At 60.1% G+C, this 17,438-nt stretch carries 15 protein-coding genes and 1 pseudogene; 4 read left to right on the forward strand and 12 right to left on the reverse strand.

The window, feature by feature from the left end; genetic code table 11:
* Window positions 1-9: 9 nt before the first annotated feature.
* The 7 genes from J2857_RS10350 to J2857_RS10380 all read right to left on the reverse strand — a co-directional run bounded on the left by J2857_RS10350 (window position 10) and on the right by J2857_RS10380 (window position 7,543).
* Window positions 10-1,662, reverse strand: coding sequence for an ABC transporter substrate-binding protein (locus tag J2857_RS10350; protein WP_210010133.1), 1,653 nt, complete (start codon window positions 1,660-1,662; stop codon window positions 10-12).
* 186 nt (window positions 1,663-1,848) lie between these two features.
* A complete protein-coding gene (locus J2857_RS10355; protein ID WP_210010134.1) occupies window positions 1,849-4,149 on the reverse strand; it encodes a molybdopterin guanine dinucleotide-containing S/N-oxide reductase in 2,301 nt (766 codons plus the stop codon).
* A 41-nt stretch (window positions 4,150-4,190) separates the two neighbouring features.
* Window positions 4,191-5,567 carry an FAD-binding oxidoreductase gene (locus tag J2857_RS10360; RefSeq protein WP_210010135.1) on the reverse strand — a complete coding sequence of 459 codons (1,377 nt, stop codon included), beginning with the start codon at window positions 5,565-5,567 and terminating at the stop codon, window positions 4,191-4,193.
* 106 nt (window positions 5,568-5,673) lie between these two features.
* The gene (locus J2857_RS10365) at window positions 5,674-6,276 is read right to left on the reverse strand and encodes a 2-hydroxychromene-2-carboxylate isomerase (protein WP_210010136.1); all 603 of its coding nucleotides are present in this window, start codon (window positions 6,274-6,276) and stop codon (window positions 5,674-5,676) included.
* 23 nt (window positions 6,277-6,299) lie between these two features.
* Complete coding sequence (locus J2857_RS10370; RefSeq protein ID WP_210010137.1) at window positions 6,300-6,854, reverse strand: TetR/AcrR family transcriptional regulator; 555 nt, start codon at window positions 6,852-6,854, stop codon at window positions 6,300-6,302.
* A gap of 221 nt (window positions 6,855-7,075) precedes the next feature.
* The gene (locus tag J2857_RS10375; protein WP_210010138.1) at window positions 7,076-7,249 is read right to left on the reverse strand and encodes a hypothetical protein; all 174 of its coding nucleotides are present in this window, start codon (window positions 7,247-7,249) and stop codon (window positions 7,076-7,078) included.
* Window positions 7,250-7,276: 27 nt separating this feature from the next.
* Window positions 7,277-7,543, reverse strand: a complete 267-nt coding sequence (locus J2857_RS10380; protein ID WP_210010139.1) for a DUF1488 domain-containing protein — start codon at window positions 7,541-7,543, stop codon at window positions 7,277-7,279.
* A gap of 785 nt (window positions 7,544-8,328) precedes the next feature.
* Here J2857_RS10380 and J2857_RS10385 point away from each other — a divergent pair.
* Genes J2857_RS10385 through J2857_RS10395 form a run of 3 tightly spaced genes read left to right on the forward strand, consistent with a single transcriptional unit; the run spans window position 8,329 to window position 12,910 of the window.
* The gene (locus tag J2857_RS10385) at window positions 8,329-9,285 is read left to right on the forward strand and encodes a class I mannose-6-phosphate isomerase (protein ID WP_210010140.1); all 957 of its coding nucleotides are present in this window, start codon (window positions 8,329-8,331) and stop codon (window positions 9,283-9,285) included.
* Window positions 9,282-11,582, forward strand: a complete 2,301-nt coding sequence (locus J2857_RS10390; protein WP_210010141.1) for a glycosyltransferase family 4 protein — start codon at window positions 9,282-9,284, stop codon at window positions 11,580-11,582. Before J2857_RS10385 ends, J2857_RS10390 begins: the two co-directional genes overlap by 4 nt.
* Window positions 11,583-11,611: 29 nt before the next feature.
* Window positions 11,612-12,910 (forward strand): glycoside hydrolase family 130 protein, encoded by a 1,299-nt coding sequence (locus tag J2857_RS10395; protein ID WP_210010142.1) that lies wholly within the window; start codon window positions 11,612-11,614, stop codon window positions 12,908-12,910.
* Window positions 12,911-13,050: 140 nt separating this feature from the next.
* Here J2857_RS10395 and J2857_RS10400 read toward each other — a convergent pair whose 3' ends face one another.
* The 3 genes and pseudogenes from J2857_RS10400 to groEL all read right to left on the reverse strand — a co-directional run.
* Entirely contained in the window at window positions 13,051-13,218 is a 168-nt protein-coding gene (locus tag J2857_RS10400; protein WP_210010143.1) for a hypothetical protein, read from the reverse strand.
* 72 nt (window positions 13,219-13,290) lie between these two features.
* The gene (locus tag J2857_RS10405) at window positions 13,291-13,683 is read right to left on the reverse strand and encodes a hypothetical protein (protein WP_210010144.1); all 393 of its coding nucleotides are present in this window, start codon (window positions 13,681-13,683) and stop codon (window positions 13,291-13,293) included.
* 76 nt (window positions 13,684-13,759) lie between these two features.
* Window positions 13,760-13,951 (reverse strand): annotated as a pseudogene (gene groEL, locus J2857_RS10410) (chaperonin GroEL); the annotation flags it as partial.
* An 807-nt stretch (window positions 13,952-14,758) separates the two neighbouring features.
* Here groEL and J2857_RS10415 point away from each other — a divergent pair.
* Window positions 14,759-15,238: a hypothetical protein gene (locus tag J2857_RS10415; RefSeq protein ID WP_210010145.1), complete on the forward strand. Its 480-nt coding sequence runs from the start codon at window positions 14,759-14,761 to the stop codon at window positions 15,236-15,238.
* 524 nt (window positions 15,239-15,762) lie between these two features.
* On the opposite strand, the gene J2857_RS10420 is transcribed toward J2857_RS10415, so the two are convergent.
* Window positions 15,763-16,602, reverse strand: coding sequence for a MurR/RpiR family transcriptional regulator (locus J2857_RS10420; protein ID WP_210010146.1), 840 nt, complete (start codon window positions 16,600-16,602; stop codon window positions 15,763-15,765).
* Between the two features lie 104 nt (window positions 16,603-16,706).
* Window positions 16,707-17,384, reverse strand: a complete 678-nt coding sequence (locus J2857_RS10425) for an aspartate/glutamate racemase family protein (protein WP_210010147.1) — start codon at window positions 17,382-17,384, stop codon at window positions 16,707-16,709.
* Window positions 17,385-17,438 lie beyond the last annotated feature (54 nt).

Genomic DNA, 17,438 nt, shown 5'->3' on the forward strand with positions numbered 1-17,438 from the left:
ATGGCCGGGCTATTTGCTCTTCGTCGCCGTGTAGTAGCTGGCATAGGCGACGCCGTTGTAGACTTCGCCCTTGAGCTTCGGCGACTGCACATAGATGCGCTGGACGATCTGCGTTCGCGGAATGAAATAGCCCTGGTCGAGGACGTATTTCTGCAGTTCGTCGAGAAGCGGCTTGCGCGCTTCGATGGAACCGGCGCCGGCGATCTTGTCGCGCAGATCGTTGAGGGTTTTGTCGCTCTCGTCGAGGGCAAACCAGTTTTCGCCATTGTTGGCGTTGGTCAGAATGCTGGCGACAGTGCCGGCGTCGATGAAGGAGCGCGTCACCTCATAGGCGGGCACTCCGGCGCCGCCATACTTGACCTTCTGGCCGAAGGTGACGACGTCATAGGCGCGGATATCGACCTTCCAGCCGATCTTGCCGAGTTGCTGCGAAATCAGTTCGTCGATCGACTTCGATGTTGCGAGATAGGGGTTCGAGTTCAGCGTCAGCAACAGCGGTTTGCCATCCTTGACGCGGATACCGCCCGGGCCTTTCTTCCATCCGGCCTCGTCGAGAAGCTTCTCCGCCTTGTCAGGATCGTAGGCAAGGAGTGCACTCTGGTCGGTTGCTCCCGGAACGTTGCTCTGGATGAACGACGTCGCAAGCTTCCAGTCGGGCGTATAGACGGTGTCGATGATTTCCTGGCGATTGATGCCGGCCTGAAGAGCCTGGCGGACCTTCACGTCGTCATAGGGAGCAAGCTTGGTGTTGACCGCCCAGCCATTGACGAAGCCGAGATAGCGGGGCGTCGCCACCGTGAGGCCTTCCGACTTGAGGGACTCGAGTTCCTGAGGCGATGCGTTGTAGCCGACGTCGGCCTGGCCGGATTGAACTGCCGCAACGCGGAGCGACGGTTCCGAGACAAGCTTGTAGGTGATCGTATCGAGATGGGCAGGGCCGGTCTGGCCGACCGCTGCCGGCCCCCAGTTGTAGTCCTTGCGCTTGGCGAGCTTGACGTAGTCGCCTTCCTTCCAGGACTCGACGACATAAGGGCCGCTGCCGGAGGTCTTGCTCAAGTCCGCCTGGGCGCTTGCCGGCGAGGCGATGGTCTTCGGGGAAATGAGAATCGAGCCGTGGTAGCCGAGCGTCGGGATGAAGCCGAGGGTCGGCTTCTTGAAGAAGACCTTCACGGTCGTCGCATTAACGGCTTCGGCATGATCATAGGTCTTGGGGAACAGGCCGATCGGATTGATGCCCTCGCTCTTGCGCCCGGCATACCAGATGTCGAGATTTGCGACGACGGCTGCAGCATCGAGCGGGCTGCCATCGGAAAAGGTCACGCCGGTCTTCAGATGCAGGGTGAATTCGGTCGCACTGTCGTTCTGCTCCCAGCGCTCGGCGATCCACGGGCTGACCTTGCCGTGGGCATCGACATAGAGAAGCTTGTCGGTCACATGGCCCCAGATATGGCCCTGAAAGCTGGAGATCGCGCTGTTGTTGGGGATCCAGGTGTCTCCGAGGGAGTCGATCAGGAAGACGACGTCTCCGCCATCATGCGCTCCGTCCTCAGCCAATGCCGGGGCTACATTCACTGTCGCGACCAGAGCGGCAAATGCCAATGCAGAGGTGGCGGTCAGCAGACGACGCCGGGAAAGAAGGGAGCGGAAAGAGCGGTCGTTCATGAAGCGGTCCTGTTTGGTTACCGGGCTGAGTACGAACAGGAGCCTATGGGAGCGGAACGATTTCGAGAAAGACTGGTTGTTCTTTTTCTATCGAGTTAGTAGATTATTTTATCAGTGCAATCTGAAGCACGAGGATGAGGATTTCCAGTGGCCCTTCGCCCGCTGGGGGGTATTGCCACTGCCAGCCTATTCGTCGATGAACGTCATTCCGTCGAGGATGCGCACGGGCGGCAATTCGCCGGCAAAGCGCTCGACATCGACCTTTGTCAGTTGCCCGGTCGAGGCCTGGGCAAGCTGAGACGTGCCGACATCACGGGTGAGGACGTTCGGGTTGCCATGAACGCACATGGCCATCTCGGCATCCGCATCATCAGGCTCGAACCAAGCGCCGGTGGCAAGCTGCATTACACCAAGTTTTACATCCGCACTGATCACCGCAGCCGCCAGGCAACTGCCGCGGGCGTTGAACAGCCTGACGATATCCAGGTCCGAAATGCCGCGCTGTGCCGCATCCGCCGGGTTGATGCGTACCGGTTCGCGGCCGTTGATCTTGGTGGAGCGGCTGAAGTCGCCATAGTCCAGCTGGCTGTGGAGACGCGAGTAGGGCTGGTTGCAGACAAGATAGAGGGGATAGTGCCCCTCTACCGCCTTTGTCGTCAGGTCCGGTTCAAACCAGCGCGGGTGGCCCCGGCAATCGTCATAGCCAAAGCTCTCGATCGTTTCAGAGAAGATTTCGATCTTGCCCGATGGCGTCGGCAGCGGATTGGCCTCCGGATCGGCCCGGAATGCGCGCGCAGGGCCGCCACCGTCCGGCCTTACAGGCAGTTGCAGTTCGCCTTTCTCCCAGAACGTTTCGAAATCCGGCGCCGGGTGACCCGCGGCGGTGAGTGCCGCGCGCGTTGTCTCGAATAGAAAAGCGAGCCACTCGCGGCTCGACCGGTTCTCGGTGAATTCGCCGCGCTTGCCGAGGCGCTCTGCGATATCCGCGAATATCTCGTAGTCGTCGCGTGCTTCGCCGACCGGTTCGATCAACTTCTTCATCGCGATCATCATCGGATCGCGGTCGGCCGCACCGATATCGTCGCGCTCAAGGGTCGTGGTCGCGGGCAGGACGATATCGGCGTGGCGCGCCGAGGACGTCCAGGCCGTCTCGTGCACGATGATCGTCTCCGGCTTCTTGAATGCCTGACGAAGTCTGTTGAGATCCAGATGATGATGGAACGGGTTGCCGCCGGCCCAATAGACAAGGCGGATGTCAGGATAGCGCAGAGCCTGGCCATTGTAGTGGAACGGGTCGCCCGGTTTCAGCAGCATGTCGGCGATCCGTGCGACGGGAATGAAATCCGGCACCGGATTGTGGAATTGCTTGAGCGTCGGCAGGGGAACGGCAAGCTGGCTTTTGCCGATATTGCCGAGCGCGCCGAGCGAATAGGAAAAGCCGCCGCCGTCCAAGCCTATCTGTCCGAGCATGGCCGCCAGCACGATGCCCATCCAGACTGGCTGTTCGCCGTAGTCGGCGCGCTGCAAGGAATGGCTGACGGTGATCAGCGTTCGGACGTTCGCCATGCGCCGCGCCAGATCCACGATCGTCTCGGTAGCGATACCGCAGATGCCGGCTGCCCATTGTGGGCTCTTCGCGACGCCATCATCGCGCCCCAGCAGATAAGCCTCGAAGCGTGGATAGCCTGTCGTATAGCGGTCGAGAAAGTCCCGGTCGTGCCGTCCCTCGTTGACGAGGACGAAGGCGATTGCGAGCATGAGCGCGACATCGGTTCCCGGGGTCACCGGCAGCCATTCCGCATCGAGGTCGGTCGCAATATCATCCTTGAGCGGGCTTATGAGGACGAAGCGCGCACCGCGCGCATGGGCACCGCTCAGCGCCGGGCGCACGACGTGCCGGCTGATGCCGCCGCCATGGACATCGGTGTTCTTGACCGCCATGCCGCCGAAGGCAACGATCAGCTCGCTGCTGCGCTCGATCGCGTCCCAGGTGACGCTCTTTCGGTCGAAAGTGTCGTAAGGACCGAGCACATGCGGAATAATGACCATCGCCGCGCCCGAACTGTAGGTATTGACCGATTTGACATATCCGCCGAGGACGTTGAGGAAACGGTGAATTTGGCTTTGGGCATGATGGAACCGCCCCGCACTGGACCAGCCGTACGAGCCGCCGAAGATGGCCTGCGGTCCGGCTTCGCCGTGAACGCGGCGAAGCTCACTGGCGACAAGATCGAGCGCTTGCGGCCAGGTGACCTCGACATAACCATCGCTCCCGCGCTTCCCGGCATTATCGGGCCTGCCTTCGAGCCAGCCACGCCTAATGGCCGGGCGCCGGATGCGGGCGGGGCTATGGGCGATTGCGGGCAGATTGCCGAGCAGGGGAGATGGGTGCGGGTCAGCGGGATGCGGACGGATTTCGAGAGCTTCGTCCCGATGCCGTCCATAGAATGCACCCCAATGAGAGCTGTGGGGTTTGAAACCGTCCATCGCACCGTCTCCCGCGACAAGGGTGGAAAGATCGGCAACACTCACACCGGCAGGATCTTGCCGGGGTTCATGATGCCTTTGGGATCGATGGCGTGCTTCAGCAGAGCCATCAGCTCCACGGCGTCTCCGTGTTCCTGACGCAGATAGCCGATCTTGCCGGTGCCGACGCCGTGCTCGCCGGTCGACGTGCCGCCGACGGAGATAGCGTGTTCGACCATCTTCTTGTTGATGGCCGCGACCTCGGCAAGCTCCGCCTCGTTCTCGGGATCTACGGCGAAGACCACATGATAGTTGCCGTCGCCGACATGGCCGAGAATGGCAGCCGGAACACTGCAGTCCTGCAACAGGGCGCGGGTCTTCAAAATGCAGCCGCTGAGTTCCGACACCGGAACGCAGACATCGGATGACCAGCCCTTGGCATTCTGTCTCTGCGAGACGACCGCGTAGAAGGCGTTATGACGGGCCTTCCAGAGACGATTTCGCTCTTCCGGCGCATTGGCCCATTCGAAATCCTTGCTACCATGATCCTTCACAATGCCCGCAACGAGCTCGACCTGCTCCTGAACCGAGGCAGGAGACCCGTGGAATTCGAAGGCGAGGGTATCTTCGATCTTGAGCGACAGGCCTGAATAGGCGTTGGCGGCAGCAATCAGGCCACGGTCCATCAGTTCCATCCGGGCGACTGGGATGGCAAGCTGCACGATGGCGATCGCGGCGCTCACCGCCTGCTCCACGCTCTCGAACGAGCAGAGGGCCGCCGAAATGGTTTCCGGAACACCCTGGAGCCGCAAGGTCGCTTCAGTGATGATGCCGAGCGTGCCCTCCGAGCCGACGAAGAGGCGGGTGAGGTCGTAGCCGGCAGATGATTTACGTGCCCGCCCGCCGGTGCGAATGATCTGGCCGCCTGGTAGCACAACGGTCAGCGACAGCACATTCTCGCGCATGGTGCCGTAGCGCACGGCGTTGGTGCCAGATGCCCGCGTCGCCGCCATGCCGCCAATCGAAGCGTTGGCGCCCGGGTCGATCGGGAAAAACAGGCCCTGGTCGCGCAGATGCGCGTTGAGCTGCTCGCGCGTGACGCCGGCTTGGACGGTGCAGTCGAGATCCTCGGCGCTGACACGAATGATCTGCGACATCTGGGAAAGATCGATCGATACGCCGCCGCGTACCGCGGTCAGATGTCCCTCGAGCGAGGTTCCCGCGCCGAAGGCGATGACCGGCACGCCTGCCGCGGCGCAGAGCCGGATGGCTTCGGCCACGTCGTCGGTGCTTTGCGCGAATACGACGGCATCCGGGATCGCCGGCGTGTGATGGGATTCGCCGCGGCCGTGCTGCTCGCGCAGCGTCAGCGAGACGGAGAAGCGATCACTGAACCTCGCCAGCAATTGGCCCGATAGCTCGGCGGATAGGATACTCATCTTTCACGTCCTTTTCGGCGCTGACCGTGCCAGTCGAAATCGCGCCATGCCGTCACGACCGGGCACGGATGCAGATTGATCGGTACCGAGCTTCACAGGTGCGCCGTCAGACGGCGATCTTCTCGCCGTTCAGGTGGCGCTCAAGGAAGGGCAGGTTATCTTGCCCCCAGTAGAGTTCGTCTTCGTAACGAAACGTCGGAAGGCCGAAGACGCCGGAGTTCTTGGCGCTTTCGATGTTGGATCTCCAGATCGATTGGGTGCCCTCGGTTTGGGCGCGTTCTTCCAGCTTTGTCCCGTCGATCCCTACCGAAGTGGCGATTGCCTGACGCACCTCGCTCTGGCCGATATCCGCCGCGTCCGTCCAGAATGATGTCTGCAGAGCGCGAGTAAGCGCGAGCCAGTCCAAGCCGTCCTCGATGGCAGCGATGACCATGAAGCCGGCGGGCGTGGGGTCGGACAGGGCCGCGCGATTTTCGAAGTTCAGCGTTTTGCCGCGCAGAACTGCCCAGCGCTTCAGGTCCGCGGTCCAGTAGGCGCGCCTGGCTTCAGGCCTGTTGCGCGAATAAATGCCACCGTTATCCTCGATCAGTGAGATGACGTGCGGCCGGATCACAGCGTCATGCCTGGAAGCGAGTTCCGAAAAGGCATCTAGACCGATGAAAGCCCACGGGGAGCCGATACCGAAGAAGTAATCAATAACCTTTGCCATGTTCCGCCTGTTCAGGACCTCGTTTAAGGACGCGCTGCATCGAATACGAAAAGCGCGCACTCCCTGGCGGTCAGCACAGCCTGGGGATCGCGCCCGACGGCAACTGTCGCCAGAGCGCCCTCGTAAAGAAGGGAAAGATGAGCGGCCGGCTGGGCCGTCTCGACGCCCGCCCTTTCCATCAGCGCGCCAAACATCCGGCTGACGGCTGCCTTATGGGCGCGCGCGACGGTAACAACCCGTTCTGAATCCCCGTGCTCGGCCACTGCCAGGGCGAACGCGCATCCACGAAACTCCGGGCTGTCCGCCTTTTCATGCAGCCGCTCGAAGATGAGATTGAGCTGATCCCGCGGGCGCGGGACTTCGTTCAGGACCTCTTCCAGAGAGCGTATCACCCGCTCGTGGCGGTCATGAAGATAGGCGGCCACGAGATGATCCTTGGACGGGAAATGCCGATAGAGCGTTGCCTTGGCAACCTTGGTTTCTTCGATGATGCGGTCGATGCCGACAGCGCGGATACCTTCTCGGTAGAAAAGTGCGCCGGCAGACGCGAGGATGTGATCTGAAATGGAAGCTTTCATCGAACTGCTTGCGGAGCCTTCTCGAAACAGCGCGCTCTGACATGCGAGTGCAGCAAGAGAGATTTCTATGCAGGCAAACCCTCAAGAGAAAGACAGGTCATTCCATTTGGGGGCGCGACGTTGGGAATATTTTTGCTCCGACGCATGTGTCTTTGGACCTGCGACTCTGATGCTTTATCGGCTGTCCATCGGACGGCGTCGCCGCATACGTCCCGTCATCGCTACCTGGCGGCGTTTCTGAGCAGGTCGATCTCTGTGGCGATCGGTCCGAGCAGCTTCCGCAGGCGATTTTCTTCAACTTTATCGAGGCGAAATCGCTGCGCGAACTCGCTGACGTACCAGACTTTTTCTTTCCCGGGTTGGCCTATTCTGTGCGAAGGGATAGGATACTGCATGACGATATCCTTCGATATGCGAGGCATTCACCTGAAGTTTTCGAGATCCAGAACGATCATGCTGTCGCGGGTTTTTGCGTAGGCTTTTTCCGCAACCTTCTGAATTCTGGGCCGCAGCGCGTCGAACGAAGCAAGATAGTCCTCGACGCTTGCAGTTCGCTGGGACAATTCGCCGGCCAGAACGTCGGCGGACACGAAAAATCGAATCTCGAACATGCCGTCGTGCCCGAGAAAACGAACGCGTCGATTTGCTTCATCATAACTTCGAGCCGAATTCGGGAAGGAGATGGCCATCAACGGCCTCCCTCATCCTGCCATCGATCGATGGCTTGGTCCTTCGGCAACTTTCCAGCCCGAAGATCATATGCGACCCCTTTGCCCCGGCGCTCCAGGGCGCGCAGCAAAGCTTCCCTGGTCCTGTTGCCGTTCCGGAACTCCGAATTCAGGAAGACTGCGGCCGTGTGCTTGGCGTCCGAACCGGCTTCGGCTTCAACACCTCTGAAGCCTGCGGTTCTCAAGACATCCCTGAGCATCGCGACATTGACGGGATCGATGTATTCCGGTGATGGATTGGAAGACATACCGTCCTCCTTTGTTGGGGCGAGGGTTCACGCCCTCAAAGGCAGCGCCCGTGAAACGAGCTGCTATCGGCGATATACGTCGTACACATGATCCTCAATTACAAGTCGAATTGGAAAGGTTGCCCCACCTTTGTCGTCTTCTGAACAAGAGATAGGTGTTTTCGGGCCGCGAGCCAGGCATCGCCAGGCTTTCGCGACTGTCGGCTACGGCGCTTATCTAAGACAAATTGGCCTCAGGGCGGCGCTGATTGGAAATATTATAACTTGTAATCTTCCGGGATAAGCACATATTCAGAGGTGAGTATTGTACTCAGTACGTTTAGAAATGCGATTTCTCTGAAATAAACATTATAATTATTGAGAAATTCCGCATAATTCACCCGTCCCCGGCACGGAAATATTTTTATTTATTTAGACCTTGAGGCGTCGCCGCCTCGAAGGAAGGCTGTTCCGATCTCAGGTCACCCCGATCTTAGCGGCAAGATCCAGGAGGCCTCCATGACATTCGAGCACGCCGACGTGCGAACATCTTCCAAACCGTGGGGCAGCCACGATCTCAGACCCTGGAATCGGAGCGGAAACAGCGAAACCGCAATCGGTGAACTCAGCTTTGATCGCGCCGACCAGGCCGCCGATCCGGCCTTGCTTCTCAAACTGCTCTTCACGAAGCAGAAATTGTCGATTCAGGTTCACCCCGATGATGCCTTCGCGCAAACGATGGGGATGGCCAACGGCAAGACCGAAGCATGGTATGTGCTGTCTGCGGAAGACGGCGCCCAGGTCGCCATCGGATTGAAGCAGCCGCTGACCCAACCGGAGTTACGAAACGCGATCGCCGACGGATCGATCGCTGATCTTGTCAAGTGGCAGGCCGCGGAGGTCGGCGATGTGTTTTTCATTCCAGCTGGAACCATCCACGCCATCGGCGCCGGTCTCGTCATTGCCGAAATCCAGCAGAGAAGCGACACGACATTTCGCCTCTTCGACCACGGGCGATCGCGCGAACTCCATATAGACCAGGCGGTTGAAGTGGCCGACCTGGAGCCGGCGAAAACGGACAGGATGCCCATACATCTGACCGTCGAGCGGCTGAAACTTGTATCCTGCGCTTTTTTCGTCCTGGAACGGATCGATCTTCCGCCGGACGCGAACTGGGAATTGCAGGCGCAGCGCGAGACCTGGGGCCTGGTCACCGCTGGAGACGCAACCATAGGATCGATGCGTGCCGGTGTCGGAGATGCGTTCTTTGCCGAGGCGGACCGAGCCGTCATCAATGTCGGGCGCAATGGACTGACGATCCTGCTGGCCTATGCCGACAGCGCGCCTCGGCCCGGGCTGCTGCGCGATCTCGACGATCGTAAATCCGGCCTTGCGATCCACGATTTAGTGCAGGTGGGTGCTTCATCAAGAAAACCCGCCAGCTTGCCGCTCCGCTCAATGGAGGGTCACCCATGACCAGCTTCCGGAATACCCATCTCAAGACTATTGCCTTCATCGGCAACTCACTGCCTCGCCGCTGCGGCATCGCGACCTTCACGACAGACCTGCAGCAGGCCATTTCAAAATCACCTGCCGGCGTGGAGACCGCGATCGTCGCGATGACGGACCATGGTCATGCCTATGATTATCCCGCCAGCGTCTGGCTTCAGATCCCCGACGAAAGTCCGCAGGATTATATCCGCGCGGCGGAAGCTCTGAATGCCGGCCGGTTCGATGTCGTCTGCCTTCAGCATGAGTTCGGCATTTTCGGGGGCGAAGCGGGAAGCCATGTCCTGGCGCTGCTTTCGCGGCTGGAGATGCCGATCGTGACCACGCTGCACACCGTGCTCGCGCAGCCCAGTCCGGCTCAACGCCGCGTCCTCACGCAGATCATCGACACATCTGCGAAAGTCGTGGTGATGGCGGAAAAGGGCCGCGCGCTGTTGCGCGAGGTCTATGGTGTTCCGGCTGAGAAAATCGAGGTGATCCCTCATGGAATTCCGGACATCGCCTTCCGTGAACCCGACCTGGCAAAGACGAAGCTCGGGTTCGAGGATCGGTCCGTCATCCTGACGTTCGGGCTGCTGTCGCCCAACAAGGGCATTGAGATCATGATCGACGCGATGCCGCTGATCCTGAAGAGCCAGCCCCACGCGGTGTATGTGGTGCTGGGCGCGACCCATCCCAATCTCGTCCGCAACGAGGGAGAAGCATATCGTGAAAGCCTGGTTGCCCGCGCGCTCGATCTCGGGATTGAGAACCACGTGGTCTTCCTCGATCAGTTCGTCGACCAGGCGACGCTCCTGGATTTCATTTCCATGTGCGACGTCTACGCCACTCCCTATCTGAACGAGGCGCAGATGACGTCGGGCACTTTGGCCTACAGTTTTGGCCTGGGGAAGGCGGTCGTATCGACGCCCTATTGGCACGCGCGCGAACTTCTGGCGGATGGACGCGGGATCCTCGTTCCCTTCAGCGATGCGGAGACGATCGGCAGAGAGATTGCGACTTTGCTCACCGACAATGCCCGGCGAACCGCCATGCGCGTGCGGGCCTACGCGAGCAGCCGGTCGATGACATGGCAGAGAACGGCGGAGCGGTATCTTTCGCTGTTCGGGGACGCGACCCAACGCAGATCTCGCCCCAACGCAGTCGTGTCGGGTGGCAATGCCTCGGTGCGAAAACTTCCTGCCTCTCCCGAGCCGCAGCTCGCCTATCTCCTTTCGATGTGCGACGACACCGGGCTGTTCCAGCATGCCGTCCACTCGGTGCCCGATCGCTCGCACGGTTATTGTGTCGATGACAATGCACGCGCTTTGCTTCTGGCGGTCACTCTCGGCACATCGGGCGAGAAGCTCCTGCCGGAGCCATTGACGGCGCGCTTCGCTTCCTTCGTGCAGTACGCCTGGAATCCCGACAAGAAGCATTTCCGAAACTTCATGGGTTTCGATCGTCGCTGGCTCGAGGACAAGGGTTCCGAAGACAGCCATGGCCGAACACTATGGGCTCTGGGAGAATGTGCCCGCAGCGATATCAGTCCCTCCCGCAGACGATGGGCTGCCGCCCTGTTTGCCGAAGCCCTGCCGACGGCGGAGGGTTTTCTCTCTCCGCGCGCCTGGGCCTTTACGCTGCTTGGTCTGGACGGCTATTGCGCGATACGTGGGGAAGACATCTTCGCCAAACGCATGCGACTGCTTTTCGCGGACCGTCTGATGGATCTCTTCGCCCGCGTGGAGACGAAGGACTGGATCTGGTTTGAGGAAGGTCTCTCCTATGACAACGCGCGCCTGCCTCAGGCGCTGATCTTGACCGGGCTTGCCAGTGACACGCCTGCTTACGTCGCCGCCGGGCTGAAGACCCTGCGTTGGCTCATGACCTTGCAGACTGCCCCTCTCGGCCATTTCAGGGCGATCGGAACGGACGGTTTCCTCGATAGGCGGATGCCGCCGAAGGGATTTGACCAGCAGCCCGTCGAAGCGGCTGCCACCATCTCTGCCTGCCTTGCCGCGTGGCGCGCTGATCACGGCAGCGAATGGAAAGACGACGCAGCGCGCGCATTTGCCTGGTTCCTGGGTAGCAACGATCTGTCGCTGCCGCTCGTCGATCTCGACACGGGCAGCTGCCGAGACGGGCTGCACCGCACGCGCGTCAACGAGAACAGAGGCGGTGAATCCGTCGTGTCCTATCTGTTGGGCTTGGTGGAGTTTCGCAAGCTTGCGCGCACAAGCGGCCATCCCGCAACATTCGTTCCACTTCAAGCCCTGAGTGCGTGAAGCTCAATCCAGATAAAATCGAGATTATTTTGTCACAAGCCACTTTTCTGAACCGTCAGGCCCTTTTCCTGCGCCCCGATCCCACGCGCGTCGTCGTGCGCCCGTTCAAGCCCGCGACCGAGCCGCGGGACCTCAATCCGACGGACAGGACGCGAGCGAACCACATCGTCGATCGGGTTTTGGCGCTCGACCACGAAACGGCGGAAAGCCTGCTAGCCGATGTCCTGGAAAATTTCGAAGGCCGCCACCGGAACCTGCTTGCGACGTTTGAAAATCGGGCGAGCGATATGGAGGAGGCATTCACGCCTCACGTTGAGTTCACCAAGGTGCAACGTCAGCTCGTCGGCGCCTATTTTCTGCATGAATATTCCTTCGAGGCATCGGCGTTGTTCAACCCAAGCATCGTCGTCCATCCGGATCAGTCCGGAGTCCTCCAGGGCAGTCGGCGGTTCATCCTCAGTCTGCGCGCCGTGGGCGAAGGGCATGTGTCCTCGCTGACATTTCGAACCGGATTGATCGCGGCGGATGGAAGTGTGGAAATAGAGCCGACTGCGCGGCTCGCCTCGACTCCGACGGTGCACACTCGGATATCGGACCCGATCGGCGAGCCCGTCGATCTGAGCTTCAGCGCCCAGCAGCATATCAGCGAGCGAGTGATCTTCCCCATCACGCCAGCGCAGTCTAATGGCATCGAGGATGCGCGCTTCGTGGCCTTCGAGGATAACGGGCAGACAATGTTCTATGCGACCTATACAGCCTATAGCGGCAAGGGCATCCGCTCCGAATTGCTGGAGACCAGCGATTTCATATCCTTCCGGATGACCCCGCTCGCAGGATCGGCTGCAAGAAACAAGGGAATGGCCCTGTTTCCGCGCAAGATCAATGACCGCTACGCGATGATGGGACGGCAGGACAACGAGAACCTCTATCTCATCTATTCCGATGACCTCTATTCCTGGGATGGTGGGCAGCTGATCCTGCGGCCCAAATTTCCGTGGGAATTCGTCCAGATGGGAAACTGCGGCTCGCCGATCGAGCTCGACGAAGGCTGGCTGCTACTGACCCACGGCGTCGGCGCCGTCCGCAAATATGCGATCGGCGCGGCGCTGCTCGATAAACAGGATCCCTCCAAGGTCATCGCCCGTTCCCGGGAACCGCTGGTGCGGCCGGAACCCTCGGAGCGGGAAGGGTATGTGCCGAACGTCGTCTATACCTGCGGCGCCATGCGCCACAACGACCAGATCGTCCTGCCATACGCGGTATGCGACACGTTCTCGAATTTCTCGACGATCAAGATTGCAGATCTTCTGCGAACGCTCGACGGCTGAGCCATTTCATTCCGCCGCCGCGCGAGCGACGCGAACCTTCAGCGATCGGTCTTCGCAAAAAATCCCGGGTGTGGTCAGGCCATACCCGGGATTGCCTATGCGTGGGTACCGCCTGCTTCTGAGGCAGATGCGAAATAATCTCAGATAAGACGGTCGTCTTCCTTTGCCGGCAAAGGGCGGCGACGCGCGCTGTCGGCCGCCGATTTCTTGTGTCCTTCGACGGCGGCCTCTCGGACCTCGTCGAAGCGGTTTTTTTCGATCTCCGGCGGCAGGGGTTCTGCGGCAACCTTCTTTTCGAAACGGATCATGGTGTCATTCTCCTGTTTGGCAGATGGAGGACGCGCCCGATGACGGCGCGCCAAAGCGATCTCGAAGATACGCTAGACGGCCAGGGCCGTGCTGCAGCCTTCGGCAACGCGGCTGTCGGCCGAGGTCTGACCCGGCATGGTGGCCCAGCCGCCGGCTTCGATGAACTGCCGCTTCCTGTAGCTGTCGGGGATGGCCTTGAGTTCGGTCAGTTTTGTCGCTGCATCCGGCGCCGCATTGAATCGCTGGACGCAGATGGCGGAGGCGAGTTCACCCCGAGCCGTATCGCCCGCAGTCACCGCCGAGGCGCGCGACGAGCCGCCCGTCACCCAGCCGCCCCAGTTGAACCCGACGATGATGGTGGCGATCACCGTGACGAAGCACGCCCATACGAGAACTGTCTTGCTGGGTTGGTAGCTGCCGAAACGCTGGGCGATCGAAACCTTGCCGCTGCTTTGCATGGCCATTGGAATATCCCTTTGTGAATGTTGCGGGTCCGCTCCCCGGTCGCGCCGGCCGAGCGGTTCAGGCACTGCTCTGCTCTCAGTATCCCATCCCCGCCATGCCGCCGTTGCCGGCTGCGGGTTCCTTCGCGGGCATGTCGGCGATCATTGCCTCGCCGGTGATCAGAAGTGCTGCGATCGAGCCGGCGTCCCGCAGGGCGGTCCGAACCACCTTGGCGGGATCGACGATGCCGGCCTCGATCATGTCGACATAGGTTTCCGTCTGCGCGTCCGCACGCCGGATGATGACGCGGTCGTGGAGGGGACGGAATGTCATGAGAAATCTTTCTGCGGCCGACGCATAGGGCGGCTGCGCTCATGGCATAACACCTCTGGCACTCGATTGACAGGATTGCCAAGCAAATATTATTTATGGTGATGGTATGCTATTATTTTCATAATTGTCTGGGATTATTGTGTGGCGGTAAAAATAGTTATTCTTCTATTTTTAATATTTCTTTCCTGCGGATTTATTGTCCAAATTTGTTCAGGAAATTGGGATCAGCCTGGGCCTTAAGTTGAAGCGTGGGTTTCTGCAAGAAGTGTAACACAGAGGACTTTCCTGCGAGCGCCGACATTGGCGAATGCGACCTGGTTGGAAAAAATGTCTTACCGGCGCCGGGGCTGGCCCTGAATGATGTAGGAAGCCTTCGATCAATCCGCCCCCGCCCCTGGATCGTGTCCAGGTCGGCAGCACTTGCCTGGGTAAGGGGGCAGGCAACGACTGCGAGCCCCCGCAGCGATGGCGACACGTCGCGGACGGCGTAAAAAGGACTTGGTCAGTGACATGCCAATTGGCTCCTGGGATCCGATAGAGAGTATTGCGCGTGAAAAAGCCTGTGCCCGCGGCGTCGGCCTCTCGCGGTCGCACTGTCCCAGACGGCGTCGTTAACTTGGGTTTTGTGATGTTAAGTAATGTTGTCCCGGTCACTGCCGCTGACCCGCATGTGGCGGCATTCGCAACAAAACCAAATAAAACCAAACACACTCTTGCGCCGGCAAAAGCTAGATTTTCTCATATCCGTATGAGGAACTCGCTATGTCCATCGAAACCATTCGCTCCAAGAAAATTCTTGTGTTTCTGCCCACAGCGGCGGCCAGTGCGATTGTCACGAAACTGGCGGACCATGGGCATGAATCCGTTGCGGTATCGACGTTTCCAGAGGCTTTCACTGCGCTCCGGTCCGATCAGTATTCCTTCGCCATAACGACGCGAGGGGAGATCGATCTCCTGCGCAATATCCGTTCCATACCGGTGGTCAATCTCGAGGTTTTCTTCCACACCGAGCCTTCCGGCGATGGTCCATTGGTAACGTCAAAACGGTTCGACAGCCACGCATTTATGAAGCGGATCGAGTTCCTTGTTCAGCCTATGGCGACGAGAGCTGAACCCGCCCGCGCCGAGCAGGCAAAGAATGAAGGGATGCCGGAACGTGACACGCCCCGATGGTGGGCGGCGATAAAGTTCATGCTGGGTTTGTCGCGCCGGCGAGAAGGATTGAAGGATGTTCGATCCTGAGAGGCTTCGAGTGGTCGCCGCCGGCCTTAGTCCGGCGATAGAAGGAACCGCAGCCGGATAGAGGCCTTGCACAATGGAGTTCTGGCGGATTGTCGCTCCAAAGCAGGAGCAGGCCTTCTTCGGGATATGTCTTTTGATCTACTGGCTGATAAGCGCCGCCTCGTTGAGCGGATACATCCTGGGAGCTCTGTTTCTGATCGTGGCAGCGGGCCGGCTGATACGGCATGCCGTGACGCTTTTTGCTTCAAAACTGCCGAGGAGATCACAGCTCAGGCACTATATCATACTGTGTACGTCAGTGGCTTTCTTTTCCCTGCTCGCATTGCGCGGTTGTTACCTCGCTGCCGTGATCGTCGATGTAGGGTTCCATTCCGATCCGTTCGAAGTCCGTAGCGATATCGGTCGGCATTAACTACTAGGCAGATTGAGTGCCGGGGCAATCCGGCATTTCCCCCGCGCCGATGTCGGAGATCGAGGTATCGGACTGCTCGTCTGGGGTCTTCTCGCCATCGGCGTTCACCTCATCACAGTTCGTCGAGCCCTTCATTCAGCGTCTCGATATTGCGTAGGCGCTTTCTTCCCTCGACACCTGCCTTCTCCAGGCATCGGGTGATCAGCAGATGGCAGAGGGCCATGACTGCCGTATGGTTGAAGAGGGGACCGGGCGCCAGGGTCTGGCATTGGAAATGCCAGGTTGCCGATGTCTCGAACGCGGCACCCTCGTCGGTGATGTAGAGGAGTTTCGCTTTCGACTTCCGAAGCTGGGCGAGGATGGCATCCACCTGGGCAATTCGCCGGCGCATGGCGAAGAACACCACCACGTCGTCCTCGCGCAGGCTGACAAGGTGTTCTCCAAGCGTCTGCCCCGCGCCGGGGATCGCGACGATATCCTCGATCACCTGGGTCAACTGCCATTGCAGGTAGGAGGCAAAGGGATGACTGCTCCGGAAACCGAGCACCCAGACCTTCCGGGCGGCAATCATTGCTTCCGTCACGGCTTCGATCTGGCCCTCGGATACCGAAAGGAACGTTGCTTCAAGATTGGCGATCGCCTGAGCGACATGCGCCTGCATCGACTGGGCCGCCGCGGCGTCGGCGGCCGCCGTCAGGAAGAGCCGGGAACCGGTCTGCTTTTCGGCCCGGGCATGGCGGCGGGCTTCCTCGTAGTTCTCATAGCCGAGGCGCTGGATGAAGCGCGTCACCGTGGCCTTGGAGACATGCGCAAGTGCTGCAAGTTCCTGCGCCGAATAGCTGGCAAGCTCGCCGGGAAAGTCGCAGACGAATTCCCCCAGGCGCTTCTCGGCAGGATGCAACTGGGGAATTGCCTGCCTTACGCGATACAGGAACGATTTATCCTTCGGCACGGGGAGCTCCGCCAAGACATCAGCGCGCGGACTTTCCGGCGGGACGGCGCGACTTGCAACAGAAAAAACGACCCCTCCATGGCATTGTCTGGGAGATACCCCCATCAGTTTATCCTCGCTCCGGCTTCCTGGGGATGGGCGATCCGGGAAAGCAGCAGTTCGACAGCCGAGCGGATAGGGGCGATCACCGGTGACGAGAGGGTCCGCTGAAGATCGTCCGCCGCCTGGCCCAGCGGGCCGCCACCGATGATGACGGCTTCAGCGCAATCCTGTTCGAGGCATTCGCGAACCGCGCTCTCAAGGGCTGCGTGCAAACGTGCGGGATCGGAGGCAAGCACCAGCGGATCACCGCCGGTCAGCCGTGTCCCGGTGAAGAGGTGGGCAAGGCCAAGCGTTTCGGCCTTGGCGGCGAAGCTCGCCACGAGGTTGGGGGTAACAGTGGCGATGCCGAAACGCCGGCCTCCGGCGGAGGCTTCGTATATGCTCGCCTCGCAGATGCCGACCGCCGGCAGGCTGGACAGGGCTTTCAGGCGCTCGAGGCCCGGATCGCCGAATGCGCTGACGATCAGCCCATCGCTGGTTCCCTCCGCGGCCAATCCCATTTCGACGACGCCGCCGGCCGCCGCAGCAAGCTCCTCGTCATTGAGGATCATCGCTACTCCCCTCCTGGCGGTGACACCCTCCACGGAGAAATTTTCCGGCAGGTATTTCCGGGCGATCTCGGTCATCATGACCGTCGTCGCCCGGGAGGTGTTCGGATTGATCAATGTGATACGCGTCATGTCTCGTTCCGTGCGCGACTGCACGGACAGCCTCCCTACCTTGTCATTGTCTCT

It is taken from the genome of Neorhizobium galegae (genome assembly GCF_017877055.1).
Classification (GTDB): Bacteria; Pseudomonadota; Alphaproteobacteria; order Rhizobiales; family Rhizobiaceae; genus Neorhizobium; species Neorhizobium galegae_D.

What these genes read in the sequence shown, in the direction of transcription:
- J2857_RS10355 (WP_210010134.1), bottom strand. Translation starts at nt 4,149, where the DNA reads ATGGACGGTTTCAAACCCCACAGCTCTCATTGGGGTGCATTCTATGGA.
- J2857_RS10390 (WP_210010141.1), top strand. Translation starts at nt 9,282, where the DNA reads ATGACCAGCTTCCGGAATACCCATCTCAAGACTATTGCCTTCATCGGC.
- J2857_RS10425 (WP_210010147.1), bottom strand. Translation starts at nt 17,384, where the DNA reads ATGACGCGTATCACATTGATCAATCCGAACACCTCCCGGGCGACGACG.
- J2857_RS10370 (WP_210010137.1), bottom strand. Translation starts at nt 6,854, where the DNA reads ATGAAAGCTTCCATTTCAGATCACATCCTCGCGTCTGCCGGCGCACTT.
- J2857_RS10350 (WP_210010133.1), bottom strand. Translation starts at nt 1,662, where the DNA reads ATGAACGACCGCTCTTTCCGCTCCCTTCTTTCCCGGCGTCGTCTGCTG.
- J2857_RS10415 (WP_210010145.1), top strand. Translation starts at nt 14,759, where the DNA reads ATGTCCATCGAAACCATTCGCTCCAAGAAAATTCTTGTGTTTCTGCCC.
- J2857_RS10405 (WP_210010144.1), bottom strand. Translation starts at nt 13,683, where the DNA reads ATGGCCATGCAAAGCAGCGGCAAGGTTTCGATCGCCCAGCGTTTCGGC.
- J2857_RS10360 (WP_210010135.1), bottom strand. Translation starts at nt 5,567, where the DNA reads ATGAGTATCCTATCCGCCGAGCTATCGGGCCAATTGCTGGCGAGGTTC.
- J2857_RS10385 (WP_210010140.1), top strand. Translation starts at nt 8,329, where the DNA reads ATGACATTCGAGCACGCCGACGTGCGAACATCTTCCAAACCGTGGGGC.
- J2857_RS10375 (WP_210010138.1), bottom strand. Translation starts at nt 7,249, where the DNA reads ATGCAGTATCCTATCCCTTCGCACAGAATAGGCCAACCCGGGAAAGAA.
- J2857_RS10365 (WP_210010136.1), bottom strand. Translation starts at nt 6,276, where the DNA reads ATGGCAAAGGTTATTGATTACTTCTTCGGTATCGGCTCCCCGTGGGCT.
- J2857_RS10380 (WP_210010139.1), bottom strand. Translation starts at nt 7,543, where the DNA reads ATGGCCATCTCCTTCCCGAATTCGGCTCGAAGTTATGATGAAGCAAAT.
- J2857_RS10400 (WP_210010143.1), bottom strand. Translation starts at nt 13,218, where the DNA reads ATGATCCGTTTCGAAAAGAAGGTTGCCGCAGAACCCCTGCCGCCGGAG.